Source organism: Nodosilinea sp. FACHB-141, assembly GCF_014696135.1.
Taxonomy (GTDB): domain Bacteria; phylum Cyanobacteriota; class Cyanobacteriia; order Phormidesmidales; family Phormidesmidaceae; genus Nodosilinea.
Map to the genome: position 1 here is coordinate 61,092 of NZ_JACJPP010000018.1, position 20,599 is coordinate 81,690.

The following is a 20,599-nucleotide window of genomic DNA, read 5'->3' on the forward strand; positions in this document are numbered from 1 at the left end:
CAAAGCAGGAAAGATTTTCATGACAAGCACGATTTTCAGGGGGTTGCTCTAGCATCTCCTATTTTTAGAAGGGGGTTCATAACCTCAGTGTGAAGTGTCGGTGAGCATTTCTAAAAAACCTAGCCAATCACAGCCTCATCATGTATCTGTCACCCACCGCTATGATCTAAATCACAACAATTGCAGGATAAATTAACTAGCATCCGCCAGAATATGGACGGTGCCTTAGGTCTATGGAGGTTATCCTCAAGCCGAGAACACCACAAGGGGCCTCAGCCCCACACCGATCCTTCGCTGCGTTGACGCTATGACTGCCTTTTCTACCCCCTCTGCTTGCGGTTCGGTTGGCCAGGTTACTGTAGTGGGGGCGGGTAACGTGGGCAGCACCCTGGCCCAGCGCCTGTTAGAGCGCAACCTGGCCAACGTGGTGCTGGTCGATATCGTTGAGGGGCGCCCCCAAGGTGTCGCCCTCGACCTGTCCCAGGCGGCGGGCTGCGAAGGGCACAACCGCACCATTGTCGGCACCAACGATTACCACGACACCGCCAACTCAGACATTGTGGTGATTACTGCGGGGCTGCCCCGCCGCCCCGGCATGACCCGCGACGACCTCACCCAGGTCAACGGCAAGATTGTGATCGACACCCTGCGCCAGGCCCTAGCCGTATCACCCCAGGCCAGCGTGATTGTGGTCACCAACCCGCTCGATGTCATGACCTACCTGGCTTGGAAAGCCAGCGATCTCCCCCCTCAGCGAGTGATGGGCATGGCTGGAGTACTCGACTCGGCCCGATTTCAAACCTTTATTGCTTGGGAGCTGGGCGTGCCCCCGCAGGATGTGGCGGCCATGGTGCTGGGAGGCCATGGCGACCTCATGGTGCCTCTACCCAGCTACACTACCGTCAACGGCATTCCGGTAGCCGAGCTGATGCCTGCTCCCCGGCTGCAAGCGCTGATTGATCGCACCCGCAACGGCGGTGCCGAAATTGTACAGTTGCTCAAGCAGGGAGGTGCTTACTACGCTCCGGCCTCCTCGGCTTGCGTCATGGTGGAGTCAATGCTGTTCAACCAGCGGCGCATCTTGCCCATAGCTGCCCACCTAACGGGCCAGTATGGCTTGGATGGTCTCTATCTGGGAGTGCCCTGCCGCTTGGGTCGAGAGGGCATTGAAGAAGTCCTGGAACTGTCGCTTACCTCGGCCGAGCAGGAAGCCCTCGAACAATCGGCGGCCTCGGTAAAGGAGCAGATACCGCTGGCCCTAGCACTGTTAGATCAGTAAATCCTTGAGGAAATTTTTCTGTCTAATTCCTCAGTTCACAAGAGTGTAGCGGGCTATGCACCTTAAGGGGTTTGGGGGTGTGCATTAGGGCCGTTAACCTTGTTCTGGCGTGAACTCGCTCTGGCGTATCTAGCGCTGTCCCCTCAAGCCAGTAGAATCACTAGCAGCAGAAAACCGAAAACAGAAGCGCCAGACTGCCAGAAAATTTTAGAAGCTGTGTTATCAACCATGGCGTTTACCTTACAGGTTAAGGATAGAAACACTGTTTGCTCTAAGTTTTCCCGAATCTAACTTTAGAATTTTGGGGCTTAGATTTTCAGGCTCTAGTCTCACTGTAGGTTGGTGGGGTCAAAACCGCCGTGATAAACGCTCTATACCTCAGTGATGTCGAAGCCCTGCGGCGGTGATCTCGATCAGCTGTTTAGTCGAATACTATGAATTCAACCGCCTTGCCCCAGTTTTTGCAGCAGGCTCCGGCCCACTACTGGTTAGAAAATGCTCGGCTGCCCCTGGCCTGCGTCGACGGGTCGGTAACCTGGAATGCGATCGCATCCCTCGCCGCCCCGCCAATATCAGAAGAATTGGTCGCCGCCCATCTAGAAATTCAGGACGGGCAGATTGCGGCGATTATCCCCACCAGCCAGCCCCTTGACACCGACCAACCCCGGTGGGATCTGCGCCAGGGTTTGGTGTGGCCCTGCTTCGCCGACTGCCACACCCATCTAGACAAAGGCCAGACCTGGTTTCGCAATCCCAATCCCGATGGCACCTTTGCCTCGGCCCTCAAGGCTCTCGAAACCGACCACAGCCACTGGAGCGCCGCAGATCTCTACCCCCGTATGAGCTTTGGCCTGCGGTGCAGCTATGCTCACGGCACCCAGGCCGTCAGAACCCATCTGGATTGTTTGAATGGGCAGGAGGAAATTAGCTTTGCGGTCTTCGATCGGTTGCGGCAGGAGTGGGCGGGCAAAATCGCGCTCCAGGCCGTGTGCCTGGTGTCGATGGACTACTACGACCGCCCCGAGGCCGAACAGCTGGCGGATACCGTTGCCCGATATGGCGGCGTTTTAGGTGGAGTAATCTATCCTCAACCCGGCCTGGAAGCTCAGATCGATCGCACCTTTGAGCTGGCTGAGGCCCGGGGCTTAGACCTCGATTTTCACGCCGATGAGAGTCTTGATCCCCAGGCCGAAGGCTTGCGGGTGGTAGCCGAGACCAAACTGCGGCGAGGGTTTGCTGGGCAGGTCAACTGCGGCCATTGCTGTAGTTTGTCGGTGCAGGCGGGCGATCGCGCCAAAGACACCTTGGCTCTGCTCAAGCAAGCGGGCATCAGCGTTGTCAGCCTGCCGATGTGCAACCTCTACCTGCAAGATCGCCAGCCGGGCCGCATGCCCCGCTATCGCGGCGTCACCCTGCTGCCCGAGCTGCGCCAGTTTGAGGTGGCTGTGGCCCTGGCCAGCGACAACTGCCGCGACGCCTTCTTTGCCTACGGCGACCACGACATGGTGGAGGTGTTTACCCAGGCGGTGCGCATTGGCCAACTCGATCGCCCAATTGGCGACTGGCCCCAGACAATCACCCACGTCCCGGCTCAAATTATGGGTTTAGATGCGGGGCTGATTGGGACTGGCCGCCCAGCGGATCTAGTGGTGTTTAAGGCTCGCAGCTTTAGCGAGTTGCTGTCGCGACCCCAGGGCGATCGCGTCGTTTTGCGCCAGGGTAGCCCTATCGACACCACCCTACCCGACTACGCCGAACTCGATGCAGTGGTGGGAGTTGCCTAATTTGCCCCGCCCCAACCTGGAAAACCGAACTTTCCTCAGGCGTGGGGTTTGCTACGCTGAATCCAGAGGTAGACATGGGTCTGGCGGAATCGGCGGTGGCCCTCCCCAGCCCAAAGCCGACTACGATAGTCACCACTGAGCGCGGGTTTTTAGGAGGATAGGAATGGCTGCTACGGGCTTTAAAGACTACTACGCGGTGCTGGGGGTCAATCGCACGGCAAGTGCCGACGAGATCAAGCAGTCTTTTCGCAAGCTGGCCCGCAAGTACCACCCCGACGTTAACCCCAATGACAAAGCCGCCGAGGCCAAGTTTAAAGAGGTGAGCGAAGCCTACGAGGTGCTCTCCGACGCCGATAAGCGTAAAAAGTATGACCAGTACGGTCAATACTGGCAGCAAGCCAGCCGCGCCGGGGCCGGTGCCCCCTACGGCAACCCCGGCGACATGGGCGGCTTTGACTTTAGCAACTACGGCAGCTTTGACGAGTTCATCAACGAGCTGTTGGGTCGTTTTGCCACCCCAGGCGGCGGCAGTGCCCGCTCCTATCCCTACGGGACGCCCGGCGGTGGGGCAGCCGGGCCTGGGTTTGGATACGAAACCGCCCCAAACCAATCCTTCGACCAAGAGGCCAACATTCGCCTCACCTTTAGCGAAGCTTTCCACGGTGCCCAGAAGCGCCTGCGCATCGGCAACGACAATGTGGAAGTACGCATTCCGCCAGGAGCCAAGCAGGGCAGCAAAATTCGCCTCAAGGGCAAGGGGCCAATCAGCCCCTACACCAAGCAGCCCGCTGATATTTATTTGGTGGTGCAGCTAGAGGGGCACAGCTTCTTTACCCTTGAGGGCGATAGCCTCACGGCTGAAGTGCCCATTACCCCCGACGAGGCGGTGCTGGGCGGCAAGATTGATGTGCCGACCCCCGATGGCAGCGTGACCATGAACCTACCCGGGGGCACTCGCTCGGGTCAAACTCTGCGGCTACGGGGCAAGGGCTGGCCTCGCCCCAAGGGCGATCGCGGCGATCTGCTGATTAAAGTTGTGATTACACCTCCAGCAAGCCTCAGCGACGCCGAGCGCCAGTTGTACGAAAAAATTCGCGACAGCCGCACGACGAACCCACGTCAGAGCCTGACCAATACGCGCCTGTAAATCTGATTATTTAGACAGACGCAATCAAAAGCCCCCGGTTCTGAATATCGCAGAACCGGGGGGCTTTTTAGACAGAGACTAACCTACAGTTCCTCAGCGCGGCTGAGGTCGCCATAGAGCAGGCTGAGCAGCGCACCACAGCCCAGCAGCTTGACAGCTTCTAAGGCAAAGTACACTCCGTGCATCTGATTCATAGCACCGGGCACTTCAACGGTGGCGGCAAAGGGGTCGAGGGAGGCACCCAGGGCAGCCATGGCGGGGGCGATCGCATAGGTCAGCACCAGAGTGAGGGCTAACAGGCCTAGCCCAAGCTCTACAGCCCAACGGCTGCGCAGGCCACTAGCGACTACGGGTCGCTGGGGGCGCGACTGGCGGGCTGCCAATAGACCGGTTAAAATGACGCCAGCGCACAGCAGCTCGAGACGGTTAAACACCCAAAACATCGCGTAGCCCGCCGAGCCAAAATCGGGCTGGCTCATCATACCGCCAACAAATAGCCCGGGCATGATAACAAAGTCCATCAGCAGGCTGCTGCTGAACCAAAACATGAGGGCGAACAAAACTGCCCCGACCCAGGGAGTGGGCTTAGCGATAGGGTGAGATAGCGAATTCATGAATATATGCCTAATTAAGGATGACGGATGAAGCGCGGGGTCAGGAACTCGGAGTTTTAGGGCTGAGTTCCTTATTTATCAATGTTTTCAGCCTAGCGAACTTTATTGGCTGCCGGTGTGAATTATTCTTTCGGCAATGCTGTTATCGCACCGCCGTTACGTTGTGACACAAAGATGAAAGGCTTCACAGTCGTAGCTTTGGAGCGATCGCACGACTCTGGCAACGGTTACCGGCGAGAAAAAACGTTACTCCCTGTTACAGACGGTAACGTCTCAATTACCATGAATGGCCTCACAAATATTTAGCCAAGACACCCTCTAAACCCTGACCCCGAACACTGTCTCAAGAGCACAGCCCAGTAATGTAAGTCTGGGCAATTTTCAGCGGAGCAACGACGATGGCCATTACGCACATTGTGTTTGATATGGGTGGGGTGCTGATCGAGCTACAGTGGCTCGACCGGGTTAAAGATCTGCTGGGTCGCCCCCTCACCATTGAGGAAATTCACCGCCTCTGGGTCAGCGCTCCCTCTGTCGTCGATTTTGAGAGCGGCCGTACCGACTTCGATACCTTTGCCGCCGCCTTTGTGCAGGACTTTGGTTTAGCGATCGCCCCCGCAATCGTCAAGCATGAGTTTTTAGAAATCGTGCGGGCGCCACTGCCCCAGTGCAACGACATGCTTGCTGCCCTTAAACCCCGCTACCATCTGTCACTGCTATCGAACACCAACCCCGCCCACTACGAGCGACTGCGCGATCGCTACAACTTCTTTGACTACTTCGATCAGCTATTTTTGTCCTACAAGATTGGTCTGATTAAGCCCAGTACAGCCGTCTTTGAGCATGTGCTATCGGCGCTTGATGCCTCCGCCGACAGCGTAGCCTTCTTCGACGACGGAGCCCGCAATGTCGAGGCAGCCTGCACCCTTGGCATTCACGCCTACCGAGTCGACTCTCCAGCCGAAGTCATGGCCGTGGTAGAAAGCTTCTCCTAGCTCCCCCTCAGGGCAGCCGGCAGACAACCTGACCCACCAGTCCCACCCAAGGCACCAAGCCAAATTTGCGGCTGTCGGTGCTCTCCATCGCATTCAGTCCTTGCAAGAAACAGCCGTTGGCATCAACATAAACCACCCACTTAAGCAGCAGCAGTCCCGGCTGGCGAGGATGGTCGGCCACCACCAGATCCCCTGGCTGGGGACGCTGCTGTCGGTAGGCAAAGGGGTCGATTAACACCTCTACACCCGGCTCTAACAGGGGCAACATCGAAGTTCCCACAACGCGAAACCGCCGTCGCTGGCGCAACAGCCAGAGCACCAGATCGGTGAGCTGACTATGGCGCAACTGCGACGGCGGCTGTAGGGAATTGCTGAGGTTATTTTCCACCAGACTTAATTCAAGGGTGAGGGGATGAGAAAGATAAGGAAATGGGGAAGATGAGGAGCCTTCGTCCTGCTCATCTTATCCACCTCAACTCCCTCATCTCCCTCATCTCCCTCTAGCTAGCGGTGTACCAAGACACATCACGGTTCTTGGTTGCCCAGAAGATGCCGTGGATTTTCTGCACGGCTTCCATCAGCTCGTTGGCGTGCTGCACGCTGACTTCGACTTTGCAGGCAGAGCAGAGTTTAGCGGCTTTCCAGAAGGTGTCATGCAGGTCAGGGAACTGCTCTAGGTGGACGGGCTTAAAGTAGTCAGTCCACAGCACCAGCAGCTCATCTTTGGTGATTTGAGCCTGCTCTTCTTTAATGGCGGTATAGCGAGCGAAGGTGTTGTGGTAGGCAACGGAAGCGGCCTTATCGCCACCGGCAGGCACCTCAAGGTCCACCAGCTTTTTGGTCATCGACAGCACAGCTTCGGCGGCAATGCGAGCCGAGGAGGGATCGTAAACGCCGCAGGGGCCATCGCAGTGCGCGTGGACGGCAGCGGCGGGGAACCATGCCTGTAGCTTGGCAATTGCTTGGTTGAGCATAATCATCCTGGTAATGAATAGAAATACGGGCAAAAAACGGGAATTTTCTTGCGCCTGGCCCGAGCGGCAACCCCGCACCCGATGGGGTGAAACATCCCTATGCTGGGCAGGGGAATAAGCCAGGCCACGTTTCACATTGTTAACGCTATTGAGTCCTTCCGCAACCTCCGCCCCTGCCGTTGGCAATAGATTCGGCCAGAATCGGCGAGGCAGATCGTCGCACTCAGACGCAATTTCAGTACATTTGTATGAATGTTTTCAAGAGGATGGTCGTTCAACCATGGGTCGATTGGCAATGACATTTTCTCGGCTGCGTCCCTGGAGCCGATTGTTGCTTGTGGCCCTGGCGCTAGGGCTGGCTGGCTGTGGGAACCTGCTGTCAATGATCAATTGGGTTGCCCCTGTGGATGTATCGACCCTGCCTCCCTGTATCGATGACGACTGCAACTGTGGCGACTTCGCTAGCCAGCCTCGGGCTCAAGCGGTACTCGATGCTTTCGGGGGCGACCCCTACAGTCTCGACGGTGATGGCAACGGTCGAGCCTGCGAACTACTGCCTGCTGAAACACCGGCGGCCGATCCACCGGCCCCACCCTCTAGCAACCCCCATTTAGCGCTGGGCAACCCCAGCCAGGCGGCGACCACCAACCCCAACAACTATTTAATTCAGCGTGATCAGTATGTACTCAGCTACAGCCGCGATCGCAACGGGCTTAACTGGGCCAGTTGGGAAGTAGATGCCGCCTGGCTGGGCTCCACCGATCGCCAAGACAACTTTCGCCCCGACGGGGCGCTGCCCGCTGGGTTTTACCAGGTTACCCCCAACGACTATCGGGGCAGCGGATACGATCGCGGCCATGTAGTGCCATCCGGCGATCGCACCAGCAGCGTGAGCAACAATGCTGCCACCTTTTTGATGACCAACATCATTCCCCAAGCCCCTGACAACAACCGTGGCACCTGGCGGGAACTGGAAGAATACGGGCGATCGCTGGTTTACCAGTACGACCACAGCCTGCACGTGTTTGCTGGAGCCTACGGCAGCCAGGGCAACATCGGCAACCGAGCCATTGCTATACCTTCCCGCCTATGGAAAATTATTGTGGTGTACGATCGCCTCCCCAATGGGGACTTAGGCATTGGCAGTGACAGTCAAATAATTGCCGTTGATCTGCCCAACAGCAACCAGGTCAGCCCTGACTGGCGTCGCTACCAAACCTCGGTTCAGCGCATTGAAATAGCCACTGGCCATAGCTTCTTTGAGAATCTACCCGCCGAGCTTCAGGCCGTTCTTAAGGCCCGCACCAGCGATGCACCCCCGTGAGTGGGGCCCCTGATTCCAGATCAGGGATTGGCAGTATACTATAGTTAAAAGATAAAGTTAATTTTAGGTTTAGTTCAATATGATATTGAGTTTGGTTATTAAAACTGCGTCATAGTGATTCTTCGGGTGTAGCTAGTTCAGTAAGGCAGTGTGTCTTTAATACAACTGCTAGAGATAAGGTAGATATTTGCTTTATTTTTCCAGATTTACAGCATCAATTTGACAAAGTGCGTTTACTTCAGGTGCAAATAGTAGAGCCACTCATTTTTAGGGCTGAAAATCAGGGCTGCGGTGCAGTCTAAGCTATTGAATTCATTCAATTTTGATTTAAATGGCTGTAAGGTTAACCCCTAAAATTTTGTGAGATGTGGCAGTGTAAAATAGCTGATTCATCCTCTACCCATTGGGCTTTTCTATCTTTAAGCCTAACCAATCTCTAGATTTTTTTGGTAGAAGCGGCTACACTCTTAGCCTTGTTCTCTATACAAACACTTTGGCTAGGCCTAGTTTTCTTGAGTCAAACCTCACTATCGATTGAGTGTTTAGTCTACTAAGTTAACTAGAATCAGCATTTACACTGCTTATAAGATAGATGACTCGTTAAGTTAATTATTATTCATATTTATGGCAAATAGATACGGCTTGAAGCGTTTGTCGATTTTTGTAGACGGCAATAATATGTTCTACGCCCAGCAAAAAAATGGCTGGTTTTTTGATCCCAAGCGGGTACTTGAATATTTTCTTAACCTTGACGGTGGGGCTACCCTAGTAAACGCCTTTTGGTACACCGGGCTGAAAGATCCACAGGACCAGCGCGGTTTTCGGGATGCGCTGATCAGCCTCGGCTACACCGTGCGAACCAAAATTCTCAAGGAGTATTACGACGATACCTCTGGACGATACTCCCAAAAAGCCAATCTCGATATTGAGATTGCCATCGACATGTTCAACACCGTAGATCAATACGACGAAGTCGTTCTCTTTAGCGGCGACGGCGACTTTGAGCGGGCCATTGAACTGCTGCGCTCAAAAAACACCCACATAACCGTTGTCTCGACGGAGGGGATGATTGCCCGTGAACTGCGCAACGCCACCGATCGCTACATCGACCTCAACAGCGTTCGTAAGTATATCGAGAAAGACTAAGGCGTCAGACTAACCCCAGGGCTGTGCTGCTTTGCCTAGCCTCACTGCCCTGGGAAACGACTCGATCGCGCGATCGCTGACCCTGTTATACTAGCTAACTGTAAATATCCATGCCGATGTGGCTCAGTGGTAGAGCACTCGATTCGTAATCGAGCGGTCGCGGGTTCAAATCCCGCCATCGGCTTTTAACGAAAACCGTCCCTTTGTGGATGTGGACTAAGCATCATCCTAAAATCGCCAGCAACTTCCCTGGATCGTGATGCGATCGCATCCCCACTGAACCATCGTCGCCATCTCTCGGCGCTTAGCCTTGCTAGCTCACTGCTCAGACAACCCTAGATTCCATCATCTCAGCAACCGCTTGGGTCAACTGAGTCGGTAGCACAGGCTGTATCTGTATTTAAATGAATGACAAGCATCACCCACTCGATAAAGAACGGATTCTCTCACCAGTGATGTGCTACTGACTCGCCTTGACGAATTAGTGTCTAGTTATCGATCTCCACAGTCTCGATGCAAGACAGCCTCCCCGGTATTTTTGGAGGTGCCATGAGGAATTCAATCTAGGTTATGGAGTTAAATAACTGCGAGAATAGAGGTAATTAAGGAGTGCTAAGAGGGCATCCTTAGCACAACAGTTTGAACACAGGCAGTTTGGTTAGACATCCCCATGAATTTCTTCGGTAAATGTCTTGAAGAAGAATATCCCTGCGACTTAACCCCCAGCCTTCAGGCGCAGGCAAGCTCAGGATACCCCCGTCCTCAGCTACAGCGTTCTCAGTGGACTTCCCTGGATGGCACCTGGAAGTTTACCTACGATGATGAAGGGCACTTTGCACGACCCAGTGATGTTACATCGTGGGGTCAGAATATCGAAGTTCCGTTCGCTCCCGAATCTATCCGGAGTGGTATTCACGACACGGGATTTCATCCAAATTGCTGGTATGAGCGAGAGTTTGAGGTGTCCGCAGAGGGCGATCGCGTCCTTCTCCATTTTGGCGCTGTCGATTACCGGGCGCGGGTGTGGGTAAACGGCCAGTTCATGGTTGACCACGAGGGTGGCCACACCCCCTTCTCGATGGATATTACTTCGGTATTGTGCCCGGACGGCAAGCAAAGAGTAACCGTATGGGCAGAAGACGACCCCTATGATTTAGCGAAACCACGGGGTAAGCAAGACTGGCAGCGGGAACCCCACAGCATTTGGTATCCCCGTACTAGCGGCATCTGGCAAACGGTGTGGTTGGAAAAAGTTCCCGCCACCTATATCGACCGCATTAAATGGACACCCCATTTCGAGCGCTGGGAAATCGGCTTCGAAGGGTTTGTCTCTGGCGACCTGCAAAGGGAAATGCACCTGAAAGTGCGGTTGACGGTGGGCAAACAACTCCTAGTCAACGACATGTATGAGGTGCTAAACGGTGAAATTCACCGCCGTATTGCCCTATCTGACCCCGGTATCGATGACTATCGCAACACCTTGCTCTGGAGTCCTGAGAAGCCGACGCTGATTGATGCTCAGATTCAACTCTGGTGTCAGGGGCAGTTGGTGGACGAGGTGACCTCCTATACCGCCATGCGGACGGTGAATATTCAGCGCGATCGCTTCATGCTCAACGGGCATCCCTACTACCTGCGGCTGGTGCTCGATCAGGGCTACTGGGAAGACACGTTGATGACGGCCCCTTCCAATGAAGCCCTGCGCCGGGACGTGGAACTAGTCAAGCAGATGGGCTTCAACGGCGTGCGTAAGCACCAGAAAATTGAAGATCCCCGCTTCCTTTACTGGGCCGACGTGCTGGGGCTGATGGTATGGGAAGAAATGCCCAGTGCCTACCGCTTTAGCCCTAAGGCAGTAGAACGGTTGACGAAGGAGTGGACAGAGGTCATCGAACGGGATGCCAGCCATCCCTGCATTGTGGTCTGGGTGCCCTTTAACGAGTCTTGGGGTGTGCCCGACTTGACCGCGACTCCGGCCCACCGTCACTGTGTCCAAGCGTTGTATCACCTGACTAAAACCCTCGATCCGACCCGTCCAGTGATCGGGAATGATGGTTGGGAAAGTACGGCCACGGATATTTTGGCGATCCACGACTACGACACTCAATCCCATAGTTTGGCAAAACGCTATGGGCCCGAGGTGAAGTTGGCGGATCTGTTCGATCGCCAGCGTCCTGGCGGTCGGGTGCTGACCCTAGACGGCTACCCTCACCAAGGACAGCCGATCATGCTGACGGAGTTTGGCGGCATTGCCTGCACTAAACCTGAAGAGCAGAGCAGCACCTGGGGCTATGCGCGCTCGGATAATGCACTGGAGTTTCAGCGACAGTATGCGGAGCTGCTGCAAACGGTGAATCAGGTGGAAATGTTCAGCGGTTTCTGCTACACCCAGCTGACAGATACCTTCCAGGAGGCAAACGGGCTGTTGTACATCGATCGCACGCCAAAGTTCCCCATTTGGGCGATCGCATCTGCCACTTTAGGTAGGGGGATGGGAGAGGATGCCCCGTCTATGCTGCAAGAGCCTGTAAAAGTAGCCCAGGCCCACATAGAACATGCACTCTCAGACGCTCTTGAAGCCAGATGGGCGCAACCTCACCCTGTACAGCCGGTCACCCATTGCGGCGGGAATAACTGCGCCTAGTCCGAGCAGTGATCCCGTCCAGGCTAATCCACACCTCCGCTGGCATCCGCTGCGGGGGGAGTGGGTGGCCTACGCGAGCCATCGCCAGGGGCGGACATTCATGCCGCCGCCAGAATACAATCCGCTGGCTCCCACCAAAAACCCGCAATTTCCCACCGAGTTGCCCGAGGGCAATTACGACATCGCGGTATTTGAGAATCGCTTTCCGTCGCTGATTCCGTCAGCGGCGGATTCTCCGCGTGAAATTGTGGATACGGTGCCCGCCAACGGCGCCTGCGAGGTGGTGGTGTTTACTCAAGATCCACAGGCAGCGCTGAGTTCGCTACCGCTGGATCATATTGAGCTGCTGTTTCAAGTGTGGGGCGATCGCACCCAAGCCATTAGCCAGCACTCCCAAATTCAATACGTCCTGCCTTTTGAGAACAAAGGGGTTGAGGTGGGGGTGACGCTACACCACCCTCACGGCCAAATTTATGCCTATCCTTTTGTGCCTCCGGTCCCAGCCCGGATGGGGGAGTGCCAGCAGGAGCATTACCAGCAACACCAGCGGGGATTGTTGGAGGATTTGATTCAGGCAGAAATTGAGGATAATCAGCGGATTTTGTATCGGGATGAGTGGGCGATCGCCTTTGTTCCCGTGTGCGCGCGCTATGCCTATGAAGTGTGGATTGCCCCGATTCAACCCGTGGCCACGTTCCTGGATCTAACCTCTGAGCAGCGGGCGAGCTTAGCTAGAGCGCTAAAGACCGTGACCTTGAAGTACGACGGATTGTGGCAGCGTCCATTTCCTTACCTGATGGCCTGGTTTCAAGCTCCTGTGAATGGGGAGGCGCATCCAGAATGGCACCTTCATGCCCAGTTTTATCCTCCCTATCGCACCTCAGACCGGCTGAAGTATTTAGCCGGAACGGAACTGGCAGCGGGGATGTTTGCCAATGATGCGCTGCCCGAAGAAAAAGCCAAGGAATTACAGGCCGTCACCGTTGAGCTTGAACAAGTTACTCCTGTTTAAGTCGGTAGTTGTCATTGACCACTGAGTAAGGCAAGTTATGCCATGAATCGATCAGAAGAAATTTCTGAAAAATTAGCCGTTCTGCGGAATACGCTTCAGGAAACGGACGCCGCTGGAATCCGTCTGCGAGGAACTGATTGGTTTGCCTGGGCAACGGCTGGGGGTTCCAACACAGTGCTGCTGGCTGCTGAAGCTGGGGTGGCTGAGGTGCTAGTGACCCCCACTGATGCCTGGGTGCTGACGGATGAAATTGAGGCTCAGCGGTTGAAGGATGAGGAACTGCCAGAGGGTTCTCCTTACAAACTTCAGGTCAATCCGTGGGCACAAGGTTCTGAGCGACAAGCTTTTGTAGAGGAAGCGACCCAGGGCGGCCAGGTGTTGAGCGATAAGCCATCGGGGGTCTCTACTGAAGCGGCCTTGCCTGCATCTCTCATTCAGCATCGATGGGTAATGTTGCCCAGCGAACTGGAGCGTTACCGCCAAGTGGGGCGGCTGGCCAGCGAAGCGATGACCGAGGTTTTGACTCAAGCCCAGCCGACCTGGACAGAGCATCAACTGGCGGGGGCAGGGGCAGCAGCAATGTGGGCTAGGGGGTTACATCCGGCGCTAACTCTGGCTGCAGGCGATCGCCGCCTTCCTCTCTACCGCCATCCCCTGCCCAGCGGTGAAACACTTGGACGACAGGCGATGCTGGTGTTTTGTGCACGAGGACATGGGCTAATTGTCAGTCTGACTCGCTTTGTTTTCTTCGACAAATTATCGGAATCAGACCGGCAACGCCATCGCACCATTGCTGAGATTGAAGCTGTTGCGCTCGATCACTCTCAGGTGGATACGCCGCTGAATGCCATTTATCACGCTCTAGCAACGGCCTACGAACAGCACGGGTTTCCTAACGCGATTCGAGAACATCACCAGGGGGGAACCGCTGGGTATGGGGCTCGGGAGGTGGTGGCTACGGCAGAGACGAGCGATCGCCTCGCAGCCCCTGTGATCTTGGCCTGGAACCCTAGTATTCCGGGGGCAAAGATTGAGGACACCTTTGTTTTGCACCCGGACAATAGTTTGGAGAACCTGAGCTTTGACCCTCAGTTTCCTCACCAGGAGATTGCTGGACGGCTGCGATCGATTCCCCTGGAGCGTTAAATATGGACTACAGAAAAATTTTCAACACCGCCCCCGACGTTGAAGCCCGTGCTCCCGGGCGGGTGAATCTGTTGGGCGAACACACCGACTACAACGATGGCTTTGTGCTGCCGACCGCCATTCCCCAACACACTACCGTTGCCATCGGCTTCAGCCCCGATGATCACCACCATTTCTACTCCGCCGAATTAGAGGAGCAGGTTGACCTCGACCCCGCTGGGGCCAATCCCGAGGGCTTTGCCAGTTACGTTAATGGCTGCATTCGCATCTTAGAAACGGCTGGCCACAAAATTCCGCCTTTAAATATCTTCGTCACGTCGTCCGTTCCAATCGGTTCCGGGCTGTCCAGTAGTGCAGCACTAGAAGTGGCTACCCTGCGAGGATTGCGATCGCTCCTTCAGCTGCCGTTGGACGATGTGGAGATCGCCCAGTTTGGCCAGCAGGCAGAAATTCAGTATGCCGGGGTTAGCTGCGGCATTCTGGACCAGATGGCCTCTAGCCTGGCCGACACCGATCACATGCTGTTCCTCGATACCCGCACCCTCGATCGCCAAATTCTATCCTTCCCTACTGGCGCAGAGATTGTGGTGATCGACAGTGGCGTGGCGCGATCGCTGGCCACCAGCGGTTATAACCAGCGCCGCGCCGAGTGCGAAGCCGCCGCCGAGCAACTGAGCGTCAAAGCTCTACGCGACATCACTGATCCCCAGCAGGCCGAGCAGTTACCTGAGCCGCTCCGCCAGCGGGCCCGTCATGTGATCACTGAAAACAACCGAGTTTTGAAAGCCCTAGAGGGCATCACCCCCGAAGCTTTTGGGGAGTTGATGAACGCCTCCCATGCCAGTCTGCGAGACGACTACGAAGTTTCCGTCCCCGCCCTCGACGCCCTAGTAGATATTCTTCAAACCACCCCTGATGTCTTTGGTGCCCGCCTCACCGGCGCCGGATTTGGCGGGGCCTGCGTTGCCCTAGTCACAAAGGGAAAAGGGGACGCGATCGCCCACTCCACCCTTGAACGCTACAATCACGCCGGACACAACGGCCGCCTTCTCGTTAGTTAAAGCCCATGAGCAACGAACCATCCCAAAATCGCCTGGAAACCAGAGATCAGTTTATCGAAGGGGCCATTGAAGAGGCCATCGAAGCCGCTGACCTGTTCCTCACGTCCCTGGAAGAGCAAATCAAACAGGGGAGCTTCCTGGCTTCAGCCAAAACCGAAATCGCGCCATCTGATGAGCAACTATTGCCCCTCGAAGACGACACCTTCTTGACCGATTGGTTCTAATGTCAACCCTTTAATCACCGACCGCGAGGACCACCATGGCAACAGTGCACGGCAATCTTCAAGGGATTAAATCCAGCCATATTAAACAGTTAGAGAAGCTTTACGATCAGCGCTTGCCGGGCGATCGCTTGCTCACCCCCGAGATCGCTGAGCAACTCGCCACCCTCAGTCAGACCATTCACCATCCCATCAGCGGCTACGTCAACCGTCGCGGACAAATCATTCGGGTGGGAGTCGGTACTCCCCTGCAAACGCAGCTTGCTGAAACCGATCTGCCTCGTCGCAGCGGCGATCGCCTCAGCGGCATCCGCTGCATAACGGTCCAGTTTCAGCCTCCCGACCCCAGCGCTTTCATCGCTCTGATGCGCCAACGGCTAGATGCCCTGGTGGTGCTAATCGTGGCCGACCCCAAAGGCAACAAACACCGCAAAGACAAAGCCGATGCTTCCATCCAACAGATGCACCTAGCCCACATCGTTCCCGACCCAGAACAGCCGTGGACCGTAGAAGCGATCGCCCCCAACACCCTGTTCGAAGAAGACTTTGACGAGCGCATTCACGAATGGGAACGCGATATCCAGGCTGCGGGATTTGATCTATCCGACGCGCCAACCGGGCAAGCCGATCGCGATCGCGTTTTGCTGGTGGGTGTGATGGCCGAGGGCATGACCGAGCAACAGTTTGAAGACAGCATTGGCGAACTTGTGCGTTTGGTGGAAAGCGCCCAGGGGGAAGTAGTCGGCATGGTGCAGCAAAAGCGATCGCGCCCCGACCCACAGACGGTGGTTGGCCAGGGCAAAGTGGAAGAGGTGACCCTGGAAGCCCAGCGTTCTAGAGCCAATTTGGTTGTCTTTAATCGGGATATTTCGGCCACCCAGGCGCGCAACTTGGAAGAACAGATTGGGTTACTCGTGGTCGATCGCACCGAGGTTATTTTGGATATCTTTGCTCAGCGGGCGCGATCGCAGGCGGGCAAGCTCCAGGTAGAACTGGCCCAGCTGGAATATATGCTGCCCCGGCTGCGGGGGCGCGGCCAAGCCATGTCGCGCTTGGGGGCAGGCATCGGCACCCGTGGCCCTGGGGAAACAAAATTGGAAACCGAACGGCGCACCATTCAGCGGCGCATCAACCAGCTCCAGCAAGAAGTTGACCAGCTGCAGGCCCACCGTGCCCGCCTGCGCCACCAGCGAGAAAATCAGGACATGCCTGCGATCGCCCTTGTCGGCTACACCAACGCTGGCAAATCTACCCTGCTCAACACCCTCACCCAGGCCGATATCTACACTGCCGACCAGCTCTTTGCCACCCTCGACCCCACCACCCGCCGCCTGACTGTTATGGATCCTGACACGGGCAATCGCCGCGATCTGCTCCTCACCGATACCGTGGGCTTCATCCACCACCTACCCCCCGCGCTGATGGATGCTTTCCGCGCCACCTTGGAAGAAGTCACCGAAGCCGACGCCCTCCTGCACGTCGTCGATTTGTCTCACCCCGCCTGGGAACGCCACATCCAATCCGTCCAAGAAGTGCTCGACGAATTGCCCTCATCCCCCGACGATGTGCTGCTCGTCTTCAACAAAGTCGATCGCACCGACAGCGAAACCCTGGCCCTGGCCCAACAAACCTACCCCAACGCCCTCTTCATCTCTGCCACCGAGCGCCTAGGTCTAGAAACCCTTCGACAGCGCCTTGTCCAGTTCATCGATGCCCACGCCATAACATCGCCTGAGATTATTCCATCTAAATAAATGTCCCTTTGAGGTCGCAAACTCAACCCGTTGGGCGTGTGGCCACAAACCCTGAATAGGTATCTAGCTGTAACAATCCAAACTCAACTCCTTGATTAACCAGAGGAAAAGCTTATGCGCATTCATCACCTCAACTGTGGCTGCATGTGTCCCCTTGGTGGCTCTCTCTTTGATGGCTTCAGCCGCGGCCTCACCGCGCATCTCGTCTGCCATTGTCTGCTAATCGAAACCGATCGCGAACTGGTGCTCATTGACACCGGCTTTGGGCTACAAGATATTGAGGCTCCCTACTCACGGCTCAGCCCATTCTTCATCCATTTCAACAACATTCAGTTCGATCGCAAATACACCGCTGTTGAGCAAATTCAGCGCCTCGGATTTTCCCCCAGTGATGTCCGCCACATTGTCTTGACCCACCTCGATTTTGACCATGCCGGTGGCCTAGAAGATTTTCCCGAGGCGACCGTTCACATCATGCAAAGCGAGATAGAAACAGCCCGCGATCGCCAGGGTTTCATCGCTAGTCGGCGCTATCGCCCTAACCAGTGGGATCAGGTCAAGCACTGGCAATATTACACAGCGGTAGGAGAACCCTGGTTTGGCTTTGAGGCGGTTCGAGATTTGGCCGGACTGCCCCCAGAAATTCTGCTCATTCCCTTGGTGGGGCACACCCACGGCCACGCGGGAATTGCCGTTCAAACCGCTGAGGGCTGGTTGTTGCACGCCGGCGACGCCTATTTTTATCGAGATGAAATGAACCCATCGCAGCGCCACTGCACCCCAGGGCTGCGCGCCTATCAGTGGATGATGGAAGCCGATCGCACCGCCCGGCTACAGAATCAGGATCGGTTGTGGCAGTTGTCGTGCGATCGCCCTAACGACGTGCGCCTTTTCTGTAGCCATGATGCCGTTGAACTGGATACCTTCGTTAAATCTTCGTCCCCAGAATCTTCACTACGGTAGGGACATTGCCGGCAATGCCTCTACCGTGAGAATCGCAGGTGATAAGGGGTTCGCATGAAATAAATTGAGATTTTTGAAGAATCGTCAGAATCACAGGCATTCCGCTTCTACCAATGGGGAGAATAGAAATACGTCGAGGGTTACATTTTGCTCTGCCTATCGATCTTTAGCGGCACGATGTCACTCTAACGCCCCCATTTAGCGGATTGCGCAATGATTCAGAGCATTCAGAAAACAACGTTTAGCTCAGCCGATTTGGACCAACTTGCAGAAGACTTAAACCGAGATGGAATCTGCATCATTCGCGGGCTGTTCGATCGCGCCCTGATTGACGAATGGAAAGCCGCCTTTGATGCCCTATTTCAGAAGCGGCAGCAACAACCGGGCGGTGTCGCTCCTAGGGGTACTGCGCGCGGCTATGTGACTCTGCCCTGGGTTGCCCCCTTCGCCAACCCCGAAGTCTTTGCTAACCCAACCATTCTGGGCATCCTCGATCGCGTTTTTTATCAAGAATATAAGCTGGTGCAACTGGCCGCCGATATTCCCATGCAGGGGTCGGAATATCAGGACATTCACCGCGATTTTCGCCCCCTCTTTTCTGACCAAATTGTGACACCGCTCTATGCCCTGGCAATCAACTTTCCCCTAGTCGAAGTCACCGCCGACAACGGCCCCTTTGAGATGGCGCGGGGGACCCATGTGATTTCCCGTGAAGAAGGGTTAGTCAAACTTCGAGCGGGCGAAATTGAGATGGAGCAATTTCATATGCAGCTGGGAGATGTGATGGTGCGATCGCCCCTGGCTCTCCACCGCGGCACTCCAAATATTACTCCCGAACCCCGCCCCATGATAGTGATGGGCTACGTCATGCACTGGCTTCACACCCATAAGGTAGATTTAACCCTGGAGCAGGGCTATTACAATAAGTTGTCACCGCAACAGCAGCAGTTGCTCCGGTGCAACACCGTAGAACAGTTAGCCGACAACGCCACGGAAACCTACGTAAAGTTCGAATATTAGTCACGGGAGGCGCGAGTTTAGCGATCGCAGGAGGTTGTTGAGCGCTACCTCCTGCGATCGCTAAACCCTAGCCCCGGTTCAACAATGGCTCCGCAAACCTACACCAATCCGGTCTACCCAGAGTATTTTGCCGATCCATTCGTGTGGCAGTACCAGGGGATTTATTATGCGATCGGCACGGGGCCAGCAGAAGCGGCTGGAGAGGTGGATGAGCTGCACAAGCGGCGAGTCTTTCCACTACTGACATCCGAGGATTTGATCCAGTGGCAACCTGCCGGGAATGCTCTGCTGCGGCCTGATCCCGCCTTGGGGGATAACTTTTGGGCACCGGAAGTGGCTTACCACGAAGGCATCTTCTATCTTTACTACTCCGTAGGGCATGGGGATAAAAACCATCAGCTGCGGGTCGCCACCAGCATTGACCCTCTCGGGCCTTTTCAAGATGTCGGCGGGTCGTTAATTGATCCCAATTCCTGTGCGTTTGCCATTGATCCCAGCCCCTTTCAGGATGACGATGGGCAGTGGTATCTCTTCTATGCTCAGGATTTTTTAGATACGGAAGCAGGGGTGCGGGCGGGCACGGCACTAGTGGTCGATCGCCTCTCAACCATGACCACCCTCGCTGGAGAACCCAAAGTCGTTCTGCGGGCGCGGCACGATTGGCAACGGTTTTTGGCCGATCGCCCTATGTACGGTGGCACCTACGATTGGCATACCTTAGAAGGCCCCTGCGTGCGTAAGCATGGCGATCGCTACTACTGCTTTTACAGCGGTGGCCGGTGGGAAACCGAGAGCTATGGCGTTGACTATGGCGTGGCCAATCACGTTTTGGGGCCCTATTCAGATGCGGGGAATGAGCAGGGGCCACGGGTGTTGCGATCGCATCCTAGCTATGTTTTAGGTCCGGGACATAACTCGATCGCCCTGCATCCTGACAACTCCACTGAATACGTGGTTTACCATGCCTGGGATCCCGAGATGACGGCACGGCGAATGTGCATCGATCGGCTGCTTTGGACAGCAGAAGGACCTCGCTGTTACGGTCCAACCTGGACACCACAAGACATTTAAGAAATTGGGTTTAAGCAGGGTATTGAAATGCTATCAAACGTAACTACGGGTAACGCCTACAGCGATGGGGAAGAAAAGCGAGGGTGGTTTGTCGGCTCGTTTGTCACCCCATCTATTAGCCCCCGCGCCACCTCGGCAGTGGAAGTGAAATGGGGCGTTCATAAGGCGGGCGACTGCCGCCCCGAGTGGACAGACCCGGCTGAAACCACCACCCTCTCCGTTCTGATTAGCGGTCGGTTTTGTCTACAGTTTCCCGATGGTGAAACCGTCCTGGCCACACAGGGAGATTACGCTCTCTGGCTGCCCGGCATTGCTCACTTTTGGCGGGCAGAAGAAGATTCTGTGGTGCTGACCGTTCGATGGTAAACGGACGGGCCAGAGGCCCATTCCACAAGAGAGAGCATTTGAGCCTTGGGGATCTCAAGGGCAGTTTTTGTGGGATAG

At 55.6% G+C, this 20,599-nt stretch carries 19 protein-coding genes and 1 tRNA gene; 17 read left to right on the forward strand and 3 right to left on the reverse strand.

Annotated elements, in window-relative coordinates; translation table 11 throughout:
* Positions 1 to 307 precede the first annotated feature (307 nt).
* From mdh to H6F59_RS18650, 3 genes are all read left to right on the forward strand, one after another.
* Positions 308 to 1,279: a malate dehydrogenase gene (gene mdh / locus H6F59_RS18640; RefSeq protein ID WP_190703631.1), complete on the forward strand. Its 972-nt coding sequence runs from the start codon at positions 308 to 310 to the stop codon at positions 1,277 to 1,279.
* Positions 1,280 to 1,713: 434 nt separating this feature from the next.
* The gene (locus H6F59_RS18645; RefSeq protein ID WP_190703635.1) at positions 1,714 to 3,063 is read left to right on the forward strand and encodes a cytosine deaminase; all 1,350 of its coding nucleotides are present in this window, start codon (positions 1,714 to 1,716) and stop codon (positions 3,061 to 3,063) included.
* Between the two features lie 163 nt (positions 3,064 to 3,226).
* Complete coding sequence (locus H6F59_RS18650; RefSeq protein ID WP_190703638.1) at positions 3,227 to 4,210, forward strand: DnaJ C-terminal domain-containing protein; 984 nt, start codon at positions 3,227 to 3,229, stop codon at positions 4,208 to 4,210.
* 83 nt (positions 4,211 to 4,293) lie between these two features.
* On the opposite strand, the gene H6F59_RS18655 is transcribed toward H6F59_RS18650, so the two are convergent.
* Positions 4,294 to 4,824: a DUF4149 domain-containing protein gene (locus H6F59_RS18655; RefSeq protein WP_190703642.1), complete on the reverse strand. Its 531-nt coding sequence runs from the start codon at positions 4,822 to 4,824 to the stop codon at positions 4,294 to 4,296.
* Positions 4,825 to 5,222: 398 nt separating this feature from the next.
* Here H6F59_RS18655 and H6F59_RS18660 point away from each other — a divergent pair, with 398 nt between their 5' ends.
* Entirely contained in the window at positions 5,223 to 5,819 is a 597-nt protein-coding gene (locus tag H6F59_RS18660; RefSeq protein WP_190703646.1) for an HAD family phosphatase, read from the forward strand.
* 7 nt (positions 5,820 to 5,826) lie between these two features.
* Here the strand turns inward: H6F59_RS18660 and sodX are convergent, their stop codons facing one another.
* Positions 5,827 to 6,207, reverse strand: coding sequence for a nickel-type superoxide dismutase maturation protease (gene sodX, locus H6F59_RS18665; protein ID WP_313887252.1), 381 nt, complete (start codon positions 6,205 to 6,207; stop codon positions 5,827 to 5,829).
* 112 nt (positions 6,208 to 6,319) lie between these two features.
* Positions 6,320 to 6,793 (reverse strand): superoxide dismutase, Ni, encoded by a 474-nt coding sequence (gene sodN, locus H6F59_RS18670; RefSeq protein ID WP_190703649.1) that lies wholly within the window; start codon positions 6,791 to 6,793, stop codon positions 6,320 to 6,322.
* A 295-nt stretch (positions 6,794 to 7,088) separates the two neighbouring features.
* Here sodN and H6F59_RS18675 point away from each other — a divergent pair, with 295 nt between their 5' ends.
* The 13 genes from H6F59_RS18675 (at position 7,089) to H6F59_RS18735 (ending at position 20,521) form a co-directional block, all read left to right on the forward strand.
* Positions 7,089 to 8,117, forward strand: a complete 1,029-nt coding sequence (locus H6F59_RS18675; RefSeq protein ID WP_190703652.1) for a DNA/RNA non-specific endonuclease — start codon at positions 7,089 to 7,091, stop codon at positions 8,115 to 8,117.
* Between the two features lie 624 nt (positions 8,118 to 8,741).
* The gene (locus H6F59_RS18680) at positions 8,742 to 9,263 is read left to right on the forward strand and encodes an NYN domain-containing protein (protein WP_190703655.1); all 522 of its coding nucleotides are present in this window, start codon (positions 8,742 to 8,744) and stop codon (positions 9,261 to 9,263) included.
* 112 nt (positions 9,264 to 9,375) lie between these two features.
* Positions 9,376 to 9,447: transfer RNA gene (locus H6F59_RS18685), tRNA-Thr, on the forward strand.
* Between the two features lie 486 nt (positions 9,448 to 9,933).
* Positions 9,934 to 11,907: a glycoside hydrolase family 2 protein gene (locus H6F59_RS18690; protein WP_190703658.1), complete on the forward strand. Its 1,974-nt coding sequence runs from the start codon at positions 9,934 to 9,936 to the stop codon at positions 11,905 to 11,907.
* The gene (gene galT, locus H6F59_RS18695) at positions 11,819 to 12,919 is read left to right on the forward strand and encodes a galactose-1-phosphate uridylyltransferase (protein ID WP_190703663.1); all 1,101 of its coding nucleotides are present in this window, start codon (positions 11,819 to 11,821) and stop codon (positions 12,917 to 12,919) included. Before H6F59_RS18690 ends, galT begins: the two co-directional genes overlap by 89 nt.
* 42 nt (positions 12,920 to 12,961) lie before the next feature.
* Complete coding sequence (locus H6F59_RS18700) at positions 12,962 to 14,065, forward strand: Xaa-Pro peptidase family protein (RefSeq protein WP_190703666.1); 1,104 nt, start codon at positions 12,962 to 12,964, stop codon at positions 14,063 to 14,065.
* A 2-nt stretch (positions 14,066 to 14,067) separates the two neighbouring features.
* The gene (galK, locus tag H6F59_RS18705) at positions 14,068 to 15,126 is read left to right on the forward strand and encodes a galactokinase (RefSeq protein ID WP_190703671.1); all 1,059 of its coding nucleotides are present in this window, start codon (positions 14,068 to 14,070) and stop codon (positions 15,124 to 15,126) included.
* 5 nt (positions 15,127 to 15,131) lie between these two features.
* Positions 15,132 to 15,350, forward strand: a complete 219-nt coding sequence (locus tag H6F59_RS18710) for a hypothetical protein (protein ID WP_190703674.1) — start codon at positions 15,132 to 15,134, stop codon at positions 15,348 to 15,350.
* A 35-nt stretch (positions 15,351 to 15,385) separates the two neighbouring features.
* Positions 15,386 to 17,101 carry a GTPase HflX gene (gene hflX / locus H6F59_RS18715; protein ID WP_190703678.1) on the forward strand — a complete coding sequence of 572 codons (1,716 nt, stop codon included), beginning with the start codon at positions 15,386 to 15,388 and terminating at the stop codon, positions 17,099 to 17,101.
* Positions 17,102 to 17,215: 114 nt separating this feature from the next.
* Positions 17,216 to 18,064, forward strand: a complete 849-nt coding sequence (locus H6F59_RS18720; protein WP_190703681.1) for an MBL fold metallo-hydrolase — start codon at positions 17,216 to 17,218, stop codon at positions 18,062 to 18,064.
* A 255-nt stretch (positions 18,065 to 18,319) separates the two neighbouring features.
* Entirely contained in the window at positions 18,320 to 19,084 is a 765-nt protein-coding gene (locus H6F59_RS18725; protein ID WP_199325869.1) for a phytanoyl-CoA dioxygenase family protein, read from the forward strand.
* An 84-nt stretch (positions 19,085 to 19,168) separates the two neighbouring features.
* Complete coding sequence (locus H6F59_RS18730) at positions 19,169 to 20,155, forward strand: glycoside hydrolase family 43 protein (RefSeq protein WP_190703688.1); 987 nt, start codon at positions 19,169 to 19,171, stop codon at positions 20,153 to 20,155.
* 27 nt (positions 20,156 to 20,182) lie between these two features.
* Positions 20,183 to 20,521, forward strand: coding sequence for a signal peptidase I (locus tag H6F59_RS18735; RefSeq protein ID WP_190521179.1), 339 nt, complete (start codon positions 20,183 to 20,185; stop codon positions 20,519 to 20,521).
* Positions 20,522 to 20,599: the final 78 nt, after the last annotated feature.